Source organism: Acinetobacter sp. YH01003, assembly GCF_013420525.1.
Classification (GTDB): domain Bacteria; phylum Pseudomonadota; class Gammaproteobacteria; order Pseudomonadales; family Moraxellaceae; genus Acinetobacter; species Acinetobacter towneri.
Genome location: NZ_VOXY01000001.1, coordinates 272,841 through 285,533, shown reverse-complemented (window position 1 = coordinate 285,533; position 12,693 = coordinate 272,841). Strand labels below are relative to the sequence as shown.

Below are 12,693 nucleotides of genomic sequence, written 5' to 3'. Positions count from 1 at the left end.
TGAGCGAGTCAAATCACATGAATATTCAACAAGCACTCAACCATATTACAAAACAAATTCACCTGACTCAGCCTCAAATGGAAGATGTGATGCGCGCGATTATGTCGGGCGAAGCAACAGACGCTCAAATTGGTGCATTGATGATGGGCTTACGCTTAAAAGGCGAAAGCATTGATGAAATTACTGCTGCTGCACGTGTAATGCGTGAATTTGCCATCAAAATTGATGTCAGCGATATTCCTTACCTCGTGGATATTGTCGGCACAGGTGGCGATGGTCAAAACCTATTTAACGTATCTACCGCCTCTTCCTTTGTCATTGCAGCTGCAGGTGCAACCATTGCCAAACACGGTAACCGTGGGGTTTCAACCAAATCAGGCTCATCTGACTTACTTGAGCAAGCAGGCATTAATCTTGACTTAAACATGCAACAAACTGAACGCTGTATTCGTGAAATGGGCGTAGGTTTCTTGTTTGCACCGAATCATCACAAAGCCATGAAATATGCGGTTACCCCGCGTAAAGAGTTGGGTATTCGCAGTATTTTCAACTTGCTTGGGCCATTGACTAACCCTGCGGGTGTAAAGCGTTTTGTCATTGGGGTGTTTAGCAATGAATTATGCCGCCCGATTGCAGAAGTGATGAAACAGCTCGGTGCTGAGCATGTCATGGTGGTGCATTCTAAAGATGGTTTAGATGAAATTAGCCTTGCTTCGAGCACTTATGTTGCAGAACTCAAAGATGGTGAAATTACCGAATGGGAACTTACCCCTGAAAGCGTGGGAATTGAATCTCAAACTTTAACAGGACTGATTGTAGAAAACTCTGCTGAAAGCTTGAGTTTGATTAAAGATGCTTTAGGCAAAAACAAATCAGACAAAGGCGAAAAAGCGGCCAATATGATTGCACTCAATGCGGGTGCGGGTATCTATGTTTCGGGTCTAACTACAAGCTACAAACAAGGTGTCGCTTTGGCACATGACATTATTTATGGTGGACAAGCTTTGGAAAAAATGGGCGTGTTGTCTGAATTTACCAAAACGCTCAAACAGTACGAAGCATAAAGCAAATCAGGAAGGTGCATCATGGTGGATATTAGCAATACCATTTTAGGTAAAATTGTAGAACGTAAAAAAGAAGAGTTTGCCGAGCGTTTAAAACAACGCAGTTATGCAGACCTAGAACAATTGGCACGTGCAGCAACACCTGCACGTGGCTTTGCACAAGCCTTGCATAACAAACGCCCAGCGGTGATTGCGGAAATTAAAAAAGCATCACCATCTAAAGGCATTATTCGTGAAAACTTTGACCCTGCCGAAATTGCACAGCAATATGAAGCCGCAGGCGCAGCCTGTTTATCTGTACTGACCGATGTCGATTTCTTTCAGGGTGCAGATGAAAATATTCAGATTGCCCGTTCACACTGTAACTTGCCTGCTCTGCGTAAAGATTTCTTGATTGATCCGTATGGTGTGGTGGAAGCACGTGCCTTACATGCAGACTGTGTGTTATTGATTGTATCTTGCTTATCTGACCAACAGTTGGAAGAAATGTCGGAAACGGCTTTTGAACATCATTTAGATGTGTTGGTTGAAGTGCATGATGAAACTGAATTGGAACGTGCTTTAAATCTTTCAGAGCGTTGTATTTTAGGGGTCAATAACCGAAATTTAAAAACCTTTGAAGTCGATTTAAATACCTCATTGCGTTTAAAAAACTTGTTGCCACCTGCACGTTTATTGGTCACGGAAAGTGGTATCGCCACACCAGAAGACGTCCGTATGATGCAAGACCATGATATTCACAGCTTCTTGGTCGGTGAAAGTTTTATGAAACAAGCACGTCCTGACCATGCTTTCCGTGATTTATTTGGGCATATTGATGCTTAAAATCGATCTAGCCAAGCGATATGAAAATCGCTTGGTTATGCTTCATTTTTATTTACTTTGTCCTGTTAAAACATAGATTTCTGTTAAACCTTTACGATCAAACAACTCGTTCTGTTTAGTTGATGAAACTAGTAAACTATCAATTTCACCTTTAGGTTCATCCCATAAAGGATGATTAAATAATCTTTGCAAACAAGCTTTAATTCTTTCTTTTTGGTCACTCGTCATGAGATCGCGATACAATAGCTTTTTGCGCTCATCATGCGTCATAAAATTAAAAGCCATACCTAAAATACTTTCTAAATAAGGTGACCAGGTTGATACAGCACCTTTATGCCAAATACGGCGTGATTTGAGCTCAAGATCAGTTAACTCTTTCCCTCTGATATTTTGTACCCAACTATTCAAATAACCATGTTGCACTAGCAATTGTGCAAGTTCTTTAAAATTTTCAAGCTCTGTATCTCTATAATCATTGACCGCTTTAAAATTTGCAGAAGATGGCTCCAAATATAGGGTATTGCTAAAAATTGTTTTTTTGAGCAAATCAATCGACAAAGGATATGCCGCATCCTTAGATGCTTCCGCAATAAAAGGTCTTAATGCAGAAAGTTCAATTGCGTTATCCATAATTGCACTTTTAAGCATTTCCTTCGCATCTTTTTTATTCTGTTGTTTTTCAGCCACTAAAAACTTAATGAAATTCTCTTCTGAATGCTGCCCGACCGCTTTTTTCGCCGTAAATTCATCTAGCATCTCTTTATAAATAACAGATAAACGATCTAACAATGTAGAGGTATAAAATGGAATTTGTTTGTGCTTTGAATGTGCTTCTAAATTAGTGATCATCAAGTCATCAAACAATTTTTTAGCTTTTTCTGTATCATCAGGCGATACATAAACCTTAATATCTACTTCTGTATTGTTATTGAGGACTTGTGCTGCCAGTTTATGCTGACCATCAAACAATTTAAATTTACGATCAATTAAACGCGCAATAGATGGTGCTAATTGTGGATGAAATTTAAGATGATTTCTCAGAGAAATTAATCTCTTATAATCAATAACTCTCGGTTGCAAACCTTCTTGATCATCGTTTTCAAGCCATTTGACCGGGATTCTACCGTAGAAGTATTCAACTTCTAAAATATTATCAAACAATAAATAAAATTCTTTTTTATCGACACCATCATCAATAATAATAGAATGCTCTTTTTTCGTAAAAATAAGGGACTTTTGTTCAATATCTTTTAGCTTAAAAATATCTTGCAACTTTATTTTATTCTTTTTTTCAATAAACAATTGCTCAAGTTTAAGATTATCTCTAACCTCATATAAAGACTGATCAGACTTTCTTCGATTATATATTTTTTTAACAATACGGATATTGGCTAAATCAGTATCTCCCTGTTTCGCATAAGGTAAAATGTGATCGTACTCTATCTCATCATTGATTAAATCGATAATTTCCCCAGAAATAAAACAACTCAAGGAACCATTTTGATTACGTTGTTGTTCTTGGACTAACTTCTTATCTTGCTCAGAAATTTGTCGTTTCATAGATTCCCTCAATCAAAAATAAATTTTGTAAAAATAAAAGCCAAAATCATATAGTATAAATCATCATTTCTATTTTTGTTTGATTATGAGTAGACACGACTCCTCTCTTTCTAAAGAACAGTACAATTTACTAAAATCTTTTAAAAAGCAAATCACTCAGCCTCATACTTCAAGTATTGCCAAGCCGTCTGAACCCAAAGTTCAGACGCCTGAGCAACAACAGGAAGATGATCTCGCTTTGTTTCGTCAGCAAATGCAAGGCGTTCAAAAAATGGACGCAGGCAATATTGCAAAAATCGAACACACTGCCAAGAAAAAACCAGATGCCCAAACGCTGGCCAAACGTGCAGCAGCCATAGGCCCTATGGAAACCGATGATACCTTGCTGTCCGATACGCAAGCCATGCTTAACCCTGTGGGCAGCCAAGCTTCGCTGAGCTATCGCATTGCAACTTTGCAACATAAAGTCTTTGAAGATTTAAAAGCAGGCAACTTACGCTGGTTTGAAGCTGTTGATTTGCACGGTTGTACGGTAGAAGAAGCGCGGGTAGCCGTTTTGCAAATCATTCAAATGGCTAAAGATGAAAACCAGAACGTGATTAAAATTGTGCATGGCAAAGGCCCTGAAGCCATTTTAAAAACTTATGTAAATGGCTGGCTGCGTCAGCATCGTGATGTTTTGGCTTTTGTGAGTGCGCCTGAAAAACAAGGTGGCACTGGTGCAGTTTTAGTGTTGCTTAAACGCAGCGAAAAGAACCCAAAGTTTAAACAATAATCGGTTTCATCTTTTAAACAAGGCATTGCAATAGTTTTCTGTTACAATGCCGACCTTGTTCAATATCAGTGTAAGTGAACACGTCTTATGTCTATGCAGCAATCCTACGCAAACATCCTAACCGCCGTTGGTGAAGATCTTAATCGTCCAGGTCTAAAAGATACGCCGATGCGTGCTGCTAAAGCTTTTTCGTATTTAACTTCGGGCTATAGCCAAACCTTAGCCGAAGTGACCAATAATGCCGTATTTCCATCCGACAACCGTGAAATGGTCTTGGTGAAAAATATTGAGTTCTACTCACTGTGTGAACATCATTTATTGCCATTTTATGGTCGCGTGCATATCGCCTATTTACCTGAAGGTAATGTTTTAGGCTTGTCTAAATTTGCCCGTATTACCGAAATGTTTGCACGTCGTTTGCAAATTCAGGAAAATCTGACTCAGCAAATTGCGGAAGCTGTGGCTGAAGTGACCAAAGCACGCGGTGTTGCTGTGGTGATTGATTCAGCCCATATGTGCATGATGATGCGCGGTGTAGGCAAACAGGAATCGACCACACGTACCGTATCTTTTGTAGGTGACTTTAAAACAGATAAAGAAGCCCGTCGTGAATTTTTAAGTGCGGTGCCTGAGAGTTTTTAAATTGTGGCTAAGTTCCTCAATCAAATAAAAAATCCCGAAATTTATGTTCGGGATTTTTGGGTTTTAGATTAAAAAATTAGCTTGATACATCTTCAGATTCAACCTACAGACACATTGTTGCGTCCATTATTTTTTGCCATATACAAGGCTTTATCCACTTCTTCAAAAAAACGTTGATAGTCTGGATGCCCATCATATTCATGCACACCTATACTAATGGTAAAGTTAAATTCTTCACCTGTTGATGTTTTTAATGTGGCTTTTTCGACACGTTTACGAATATTTTCAGCGACTACCAAGGCACGATCAATGGTGGTATCAATCTGTAACAGTAAAAATTCTTCGCCGCCAATTCGGAAGGCATAGTCACTGCCTTTTGCATATTGCAAAATCACATCAGCTAAAAACTGTAATGCATCATCTCCTGCTGCATGTCCATAACGGTCATTAATTGATTTAAAATGATCGGCATCTATCGCCAACAATGTTAAAGGCGAATTATTTTTTCGTGAAAAATTAATTTCACGGGACACGATGGTATTTAAATAACGGCGGTTGAGCAGTTGAGTTAAGGCATCATTGCCTGAACTGATATATTCAGACACCTGAAAAATTTGATCGACTAAATGCAAAATTTCACGATTCTTGGCACGAATGGATTGAATCATTTCAATTGCCTGTGCCTGACTTTCACATTGACCAATTTTCTGAATTAATTCATCCACCTGATAAATAAATTCGGTAATAGTTTGTACTTGTTCCGAACTTGAAAAGGCATAAGCCGCTTTATGAATAAACCATAAGCCAAATTCTGTTTTAGATAAAATCGGTTGCGTCATTTTGGTGTGATCGGACACCACCTGAAACATCAGCTCATTTTCCCAATCCAGCAAAGTCCCGCGTTGTCGGTCTTTATGCACGGCGACATCTTGCATGGCAGAAAATAAGCGATAGGTATGTTTCATATCATTATGTACTTCGACCTTCATTTCATAAGATCGGCACATAATTTCTGTGGCAAAGCACAAAATTTGGCTTAAATAATTAAACTGATTTAAGTTGCTATTGGCTTCTGTTGCAAAAAACTCAAAAGCCTTTTTTATAATAACGCGCACACCACGAATAATCAGCCAAGATGGAATTTGTACACGTGCATGCACATCGCCCACTTTAAATTGCTTTTCTACAATCTCGTTATAATTGTGTTGAAACGGAACTTCAAAACTGGAAATTAGCCACTGATATAAAGAGTTTTTTAAGCGATTCTTCACCATCTCTGCAGACAAAAATTCTGTCGCATGTTCTTCAAGCAACATTTGCTGATAGAACTCGATCACAAAATCTTCTGCATGTGCTTGAATAAACTGGAATGTCGCTTGCAAATCTTCTGGCTTAAATTGCTCGCAAATTGACTTCCATTGCTCTGCAAGCTCATGCGTACACTCTTGATACATCCACAACAACCCAGCCAAAAGAAACTGCTAAATTTTAACGGGTTTCACCAGCAACTCAACTTGTTTAGCTGGTTTTTTACAATTCAGTATAAATTCAACAGCTCTTTAAAAAAAATGCACATAGCCTAAACTGGTCTTGTTCCAGTCCTGTTTGTCCTGTTGTTGATATTCCCAACCCAATCGCAACACATGCTGCGGGTTGAGTACATATTGCAACTGGCTGTTCAGCTTAAATTGCCATTGGTGACGATCTTCCCAATACGGTAATTCAAGCTGAACCAAACTATTCATGCGTGCTGACCAGATATTTTGACAACCCAGTGTTGGGCCAATTCCAACACGCCAGCCTTTGTCTAAAGCCTTACCCGCTTGCACATGATTTTGAATTTGCACATAACACAAATGTTCACGCGCTTGATTAGCCACGCTATAACCAAAATGTGTTTTTAAACTTAAAACACCATGCTGTTCCGTTTCGCTAAAAGCCCCGTGCGAATTCAGGGCTTCTTGCTGCCAACCCAAATTAAAGCCCCAACTAAGTGGTGTTTTAAATGCGGTCATTGGGTTATAAGAGTTCACCGAGAGTAAATCTAACTGATTCAGTTTTAAGCGGTCTTCACGATATTGCACAGAAGCTTCTAAAAAGTTGAGTTGCGTCCCTGTACGAAAACCACCTTGCGGATCAAGTAAGTCATGGTAAGCCTGTCGATGACTCAACTCTACAAAATGCTCGCCTTGCACCTCGCCAGTACGCACAGCAAAGCTTCGTGCATGATGCCCCTGCACAGGATCGACCTGAGGGCGTGCGACATCCTGACGTTGTTTTTCTAAATTGATCTGACTTCTTAAACTTAAAATTTGTCTCAGTCGCGGTTGTGCAATTTTGGCTTCAATTTTGCGTCCAATCAGTTTCAGATACAAATCGTCATAAGCCATTTCCAGAATTTTAGCTTGATCGATTTGGCTGTAATTTTGCAAAATTGCCGCCACATTTTCAGGTTCTGCTTCGGCCACTTGATGGGCAGTTTTTGCCAAAGTTGTACCATGTTGTCTGGCTTGCGCCAATAACTGAGTTTCCAAAGCAGGACGATAGACAACATCTGCCACTAAATTTTCCTGCTCTACAGCTTTTAGTGTTTCAATTGGAATAGATGCGACTTTAAACTGCTGCTGTAAATTTAGCTCAGGACGCACCAAATCCATTAAGCCCAATAAGCGATAGGCACAATTGTCACTGATAAAATAATACGGAAATTGCACATGCTTCATTTCCCAAATGTGCTGCACCAAAAATGTGGTTTCCTGCTCATTCAGTGCCAGTTCGTACTCCCACAAATCTCGGCTTTCTAAATCACCATATTCTTTTACTTTGCGGTAATACGGCATCAGTGAATATTCACCCGGATATTGCCCTGTAAGCCCTTTCCACGCATAAGACCAACCTTCACTGCCAGTGACGGTTGCTGCATAATTCACGGCATAGGATATAAGATTTAATTGTTTTTGATCTTTCGGGTCCAAGCGCAATAAGGTATGCCCAAACATAGAACTTGGATTGCCCATAAAGTCTGTGGCATAAATCAGCACTGCTTTATAGGGCTTAATTTGCCCAATCCATTCATCCAATTCAGGGCATTGCACCTGTGCTAAGTCCTGTTGAGGAATATTTAATTGTTCAATCAGCCAACGACTGCGTGCAGGAAATTTACACTGCACCGATTGATTGGCAGGCGCTATTTCAAATAATGCCTGCACATTGCGAAGTAACTCTTGGTCTAAATTGCTTCCACCTTGTTCTGACACAAAATAGCCCGCATATTGCACTTCACTTTTGCCTTGCTGCGCATACATTAAGCGCTGCCAAGTCACCTGTTCTGCTAAGTGCAAATCTTTGGCTTTTTGCACATAATTGCTTGCAGATGTGGCTAAAGTTTCAGCCCTTTGTGCCACAGAACTTGGAGAAAGTTGTTGAGTCAGGCTGGTTGATATTTCAGAAGATAAAGCAAAAACCGTAGGAGATAAAAAAGCAGCAGTACACAAGACAAAAAATTTCATGGACATCTTATATGTTTTTTATAGGCAAATTTGAATTTCAACATTGTATTTGGGTATAAAAAAGCCCTGCAATTACACAGGGCTTTCATTCAAACTTAAACGTATGCTTTTAATACGTCATCATTTGCCATTACGTTTTGTAAAGAAGCCAGAACTTCTAAAGACGTTTGGTTTTCTGCAGAGTAGATAGAAGCAAAGTTTTGCTTAGAAACTGTAAAGAAGTGTGCTTTATCTTCAGCTTTAATGCTTAGCAATTCAGCCAATACATTTAAGCTTTCACCTTCACCAACTGCCATATCACGTGCCAATGATTCAGCATTTTCATTGGTAAAAGTCACGACTTGTGCAGTTACTGTACCTGTACCGCTACAACCTAAAGTACCAAATGTAATACCAAATAATTGGTTAGCAAAAATACCGTTGGTGGTTGCTGCTAAAATTTTAGCCACTTTACCAGACTGACCTGCCCAAACTTGTGAACCGATACCACAACCTGCATCACGGTCTGCAAATGCTGCTGTAGAACCCACTGCCAACACTGCAGCCAATGCTAATTTTTTCATCATAGTCGTACTCCAGAAATTTATTATCCGAAAAGTTATGCTTCGAATCATTATTATTGCTTTGTGTAACTTTTATTACACCGCTTTAAGATAGCGAGATGCGACTAAGAACGCAAAACATTTATACCAAAGTCATGCATTATTTTTGTAGCGTAAGATCATCTCTGAATTGAGTCTGTTTTCGGAGCCTCATCTTTAAGTGTCCATCGTCCTTGAGCATCACGAATACCAAGTATTTGCATGACTAAAACCAGACTCAATAGCAGCAACAAGTACCAAGACCCCAACTTGCCCCAACCCACCATGTGCCACGTATCGACCTGACTTGGATATAGCCAAATTTGATAAAAGGTACTGATATTCTCTGCCACCCAAATAATAAATGCCAATAGCAACAATATAGGTAACATTGGCAGCTGCAATTGATGCTGTTGCAATTGAAAACGGATTTTGGTTTTCCAGAAAATTAGCACACTCCACGCAAATAAGCCGTAGCGAATATCTGGAATAAAAAATTTGCTCATGAAATTAATATAAGACAAAACCGCCAAAGCCAGCATATTCGGAAAAGTTGGCAAATTCAGTAACGATACCCGATACAAACGCAAGGAACGTGCAAAAAAACTTCCAACTGCTGAATACATAAAGCCTGCAAACAGCGGCACAGTCATAATTTTAAACACAGCAGGTTGCGGATATTGCCACGAAGCAATCTGTGGATGGGTCAGAAAAATTTCCATGATCATTGCCAAAATATGAAATAAGGCAATCACTTTGGCTTCAGCCCAAGATTCTAGTTTTAAATATAAAAGACAAACCTGAATAATTAAGGCATAAAACAGCAAATAGTCGTAACGAAAAAAGCCAAAATATTCCTGACTGGCCATAGGTGCTGTGAGTGCAAATGCAATCAGCAATAAAATTCCAAATAAGGCAGCCGAAGCTGCCTTAGTCGAAAATTCAAACCCTGACTTCAGCCATGTTCGCCACATCATAATTTGATGACCCAACTGAAGCTCACGCTACATATTTCCATCTGCAACTAACTGATCTATACAATTGCTTTTATTATAGATATTTAGCGCTGTATTCATGTACGGTGTCGATAAACACTTTAGGACGTTCAGGATCAACCCATTGGGTAATACCATGACCCAAGTTGGCCACATAACCAGTTTTTTCACCATTGGCGTAAGCATCATTCAGCATTGCACGAGTAGCTTTGGCAATCGCTTCAGGTGAACCATATAAAGTGGCAGGATCTAAGTTTCCTTGTAAAGCCGCACGGCCATTCACAGTTTGACGTGCCACATTCAATGGTGTTGTCCAGTCCAAACCAAAGGCATCTGCACCTGTTGCAATCATTGGCTCAAGCCATTGACCACCACCTTTAGTGAATAAAATAACAGGAATTTTACGACCATCTTTTTCACGCTGCAGACCTGACACAATTTTCTGCATATAGTTCAGTGAAAATTCAATATATTCACGATGTGCTAATGCACCGCCCCAGCTGTCAAAAATTTGAACTGCCTGCGCGCCTGCATCAATTTGTGCATTTAAATATTCAGTCACTGCATCCGCCAAACGACCTAACAGCGCATGCAATACTTCAGGCTGTGCATACATCATGTTTTTGGTATAGCGGAAATCTTTACTTGAACCGCCTTCTACCATATAGGTTGCTAATGTCCACGGACTGCCTGAAAAGCCAATTAAAGGTACTTGTCCGCCTAAAGCAGAACGAATGGTCGATACTGCATTCATGACATAGTCTAAATCTGACTTGGCATTGAATTTAGGTAAATTGGCAACATCTTGCTCAGTACGTACAGTTTTATGAAACTTTGGCCCTTCGCCTGCTTCAAAATACAGACCTAAACCTAAAGCATCTGGCACGGTTAAAATATCTGAAAACAAAATCGCAGCGTCTAATTCATAACGGCGCAGTGGTTGCAAGGTCACTTCACATGCAAATTCTGTATTTTTACATAGAGAAAGGAAGTCTCCTGCCTGCGAACGTGTGGCACGATATTCTGGTAAATAACGTCCTGCCTGACGCATCATCCATACGGGCGTGCAATCTACTGGCTCACGTAATAAGGCACGAAGAAAACGATCATTTTTTAAGGTCGTCATTTACTTTCCCAACTCATTTTCAATCTTGCAGCCATCATATCAAAAAGGTTGAAGTTTTAATAACTTCATTTCTGGTTGGTCTTTTTTATCCTGAACTTTACTTGCAATTTCAATTTTTATTTGTGTGAAATACATCACATAAACAAAAGCATCGGTAAAAGCATCATCCTCTTGCACATTTACACAAAACAACTACTGCATCTCCTTAGTTTTTCTGCAATACTTGGCTAGTTTTTATCTATGTAAATGAATAATTCTCAAGGTTGAATTACATGTTCGTTCGCACAATACTCGCAATGAGTTTAAGTTGCATTTTTGCAGGAACTACTTTTGCTGCATCTACTGCTGAACAACCGTTAAATCCACAAGTGATCAGCAATACTGCGGTTGAAGATCCAATTGATCCTTTAGCAACAGAAGCTTCTGCAGCACAAAGCACGCTCAATGCAACCGATACTGCTATTACGCAACAAGAACAAAATGATTTAAATAAGGCATCACAAACCTTAGATGATCTACACAAAACTGAAGATACCACTGCCGATGTAGGTGCAGCACCGACCACAACCACGCCAAGCCAGCCTGTTGAAACCACAACCACTGCAGCACCAAAAGCTTCGTGGACTTTAGACGGTCTTAATAATGCCACTTGGTATGAAAATATTGGCAAAGGTCAATTTCCAGTGTATGCGCGTGCGCATGTCATGTTGAATAATGCCCATGCTTCTCCGGGTGCAATTGATGGTACCAGTGGTAAAAATACCCTGAAAGCCATTGCATCTTTCCAGCAAATGAACGGCATTAAACCTACAGGTATTTTAACCCAAGAAACTTGGGATGCTTTGGTGGCACGTCAAGGTTCACGTCCTGCATTTGTAGAATACACAATTACTGAAGCTGACCTAAAAGGTCCGTATGCTAAGTCCATTCCACATGACTATGCAGAACAAGCCAAAATGAAAGGCTTGTACTACACCCGTGTCAGCGAAATGCTAGGTGAAAAATTCCACATGGATGAAAATTTCTTAAAGAAATTAAATCCAAATGCGACATTTAACAAAGCGGGTGAAAAGTTATTGGTGACCAATGTCCGCAATGACTTACCAGAAGACATTCACCTGATTGTGGCGCACAAAGGCGCAAAACAATTGTATTTGTTCAATAAGCAAAACCAAATGGTGGGTTCATTCCCTGCAACCATTGGTAGTGCAGATACACCATCACCAACAGGTACCTATAAAATTACAGGTGTTGCGCCAAACCCATGGTATAGCTATTCACCAAGTAACTTTATTCAGGGTAAAAACTTAAAACCACTGTCTTTACCACCTGGCCCGAATGGCCCTGTAGGTAATATCTGGATTGGCTTGAGTAAAAAATCCTTTGGTATTCATGGTACGCCAAACCCATCGACTATTTCAAAAACAGCATCACACGGTTGTATTCGTTTAACAAACTGGGATGCCAATGACTTAGGTCGTAAAGTACGTTCTGGTGTGACTGTGAAATTCCTTGAATAATCGCACACCGTATAATCCCCCTGCTTAGGCAGCGAATGACCCACGTTTTACGTGGGTTTTTTGATGTTTGAAAAAAGTATGCTTTTACAGATCACC

At 39.8% G+C, this 12,693-nt stretch carries 12 protein-coding genes; 5 read left to right on the top strand and 7 right to left on the bottom strand.

All coding sequences use genetic code 11. From position 1 onward, the window contains the following. Positions 1 to 17 precede the first annotated feature (17 nt). A complete protein-coding gene (gene trpD / locus FTT70_RS01385) occupies positions 18 to 1,064 on the top strand; it encodes an anthranilate phosphoribosyltransferase (protein ID WP_004971918.1) in 1,047 nt (348 codons plus the stop codon). A 21-nt stretch (positions 1,065 to 1,085) separates the two neighbouring features. Beyond that, positions 1,086 to 1,889, top strand: a complete 804-nt coding sequence (gene trpC, locus FTT70_RS01380; RefSeq protein WP_180060795.1) for an indole-3-glycerol phosphate synthase TrpC — start codon at positions 1,086 to 1,088, stop codon at positions 1,887 to 1,889. Positions 1,890 to 1,937: 48 nt separating this feature from the next. Here the strand turns inward: trpC and FTT70_RS01375 are convergent, their stop codons facing one another. Then, positions 1,938 to 3,449, bottom strand: a complete 1,512-nt coding sequence (locus FTT70_RS01375; RefSeq protein WP_178318578.1) for an HNH endonuclease domain-containing protein — start codon at positions 3,447 to 3,449, stop codon at positions 1,938 to 1,940. 85 nt (positions 3,450 to 3,534) lie between these two features. Between FTT70_RS01375 and FTT70_RS01370 the strand changes: the two genes are divergently transcribed. Next, complete coding sequence (locus FTT70_RS01370; RefSeq protein WP_178318577.1) at positions 3,535 to 4,224, top strand: Smr/MutS family protein; 690 nt, start codon at positions 3,535 to 3,537, stop codon at positions 4,222 to 4,224. Positions 4,225 to 4,317: 93 nt separating this feature from the next. Beyond that, on the top strand, positions 4,318 to 4,866 hold the full coding sequence (gene folE, locus FTT70_RS01365; RefSeq protein ID WP_171062567.1) for a GTP cyclohydrolase I FolE: 549 nt from the start codon (positions 4,318 to 4,320) through the stop codon (positions 4,864 to 4,866). A gap of 98 nt (positions 4,867 to 4,964) precedes the next feature. Here folE and FTT70_RS01360 read toward each other — a convergent pair whose 3' ends face one another. The 6 genes from FTT70_RS01360 to FTT70_RS01335 form a co-directional block, all read right to left on the bottom strand. After that, complete coding sequence (locus FTT70_RS01360) at positions 4,965 to 6,320, bottom strand: diguanylate cyclase (protein WP_096900955.1); 1,356 nt, start codon at positions 6,318 to 6,320, stop codon at positions 4,965 to 4,967. 105 nt (positions 6,321 to 6,425) lie between these two features. Beyond that, positions 6,426 to 8,375, bottom strand: a complete 1,950-nt coding sequence (locus tag FTT70_RS01355; RefSeq protein WP_180168199.1) for a DUF4105 domain-containing protein — start codon at positions 8,373 to 8,375, stop codon at positions 6,426 to 6,428. A 95-nt stretch (positions 8,376 to 8,470) separates the two neighbouring features. Next, entirely contained in the window at positions 8,471 to 8,941 is a 471-nt protein-coding gene (locus FTT70_RS01350; protein WP_168417733.1) for a DUF3015 family protein, read from the bottom strand. A gap of 155 nt (positions 8,942 to 9,096) precedes the next feature. Next, the gene (locus FTT70_RS01345; protein ID WP_180168284.1) at positions 9,097 to 9,930 is read right to left on the bottom strand and encodes a DUF817 family protein; all 834 of its coding nucleotides are present in this window, start codon (positions 9,928 to 9,930) and stop codon (positions 9,097 to 9,099) included. Between the two features lie 76 nt (positions 9,931 to 10,006). Beyond that, positions 10,007 to 11,077: a uroporphyrinogen decarboxylase gene (gene hemE / locus FTT70_RS01340; protein WP_180168198.1), complete on the bottom strand. Its 1,071-nt coding sequence runs from the start codon at positions 11,075 to 11,077 to the stop codon at positions 10,007 to 10,009. Between the two features lie 39 nt (positions 11,078 to 11,116). Then, positions 11,117 to 11,269, bottom strand: a complete 153-nt coding sequence (locus FTT70_RS01335) for a hypothetical protein (protein ID WP_180168197.1) — start codon at positions 11,267 to 11,269, stop codon at positions 11,117 to 11,119. Positions 11,270 to 11,349: 80 nt separating this feature from the next. Here FTT70_RS01335 and FTT70_RS01330 point away from each other — a divergent pair, with 80 nt between their 5' ends. Further along, positions 11,350 to 12,597 (top strand): L,D-transpeptidase family protein, encoded by a 1,248-nt coding sequence (locus tag FTT70_RS01330; RefSeq protein WP_026438156.1) that lies wholly within the window; start codon positions 11,350 to 11,352, stop codon positions 12,595 to 12,597. The last annotated feature ends 96 nt before the right edge of the window (positions 12,598 to 12,693 follow it).

Bases quoted from the DNA above. Each gene is read 5' to 3' on its own strand.
- trpD (WP_004971918.1), top strand. From the start codon at position 18: ATGAATATTCAACAAGCACTCAACCATATTACAAAACAAATTCACCTG.
- FTT70_RS01345 (WP_180168284.1), bottom strand. From the start codon at position 9,930: ATGTGGCGAACATGGCTGAAGTCAGGGTTTGAATTTTCGACTAAGGCA.
- folE (WP_171062567.1), top strand. From the start codon at position 4,318: ATGCAGCAATCCTACGCAAACATCCTAACCGCCGTTGGTGAAGATCTT.
- FTT70_RS01375 (WP_178318578.1), bottom strand. From the start codon at position 3,449: ATGAAACGACAAATTTCTGAGCAAGATAAGAAGTTAGTCCAAGAACAA.
- FTT70_RS01370 (WP_178318577.1), top strand. From the start codon at position 3,535: ATGAGTAGACACGACTCCTCTCTTTCTAAAGAACAGTACAATTTACTA.
- FTT70_RS01330 (WP_026438156.1), top strand. From the start codon at position 11,350: ATGTTCGTTCGCACAATACTCGCAATGAGTTTAAGTTGCATTTTTGCA.
- hemE (WP_180168198.1), bottom strand. From the start codon at position 11,077: ATGACGACCTTAAAAAATGATCGTTTTCTTCGTGCCTTATTACGTGAG.
- trpC (WP_180060795.1), top strand. From the start codon at position 1,086: ATGGTGGATATTAGCAATACCATTTTAGGTAAAATTGTAGAACGTAAA.
- FTT70_RS01360 (WP_096900955.1), bottom strand. From the start codon at position 6,320: ATGTATCAAGAGTGTACGCATGAGCTTGCAGAGCAATGGAAGTCAATT.
- FTT70_RS01350 (WP_168417733.1), bottom strand. From the start codon at position 8,941: ATGATGAAAAAATTAGCATTGGCTGCAGTGTTGGCAGTGGGTTCTACA.
- FTT70_RS01355 (WP_180168199.1), bottom strand. From the start codon at position 8,375: ATGAAATTTTTTGTCTTGTGTACTGCTGCTTTTTTATCTCCTACGGTT.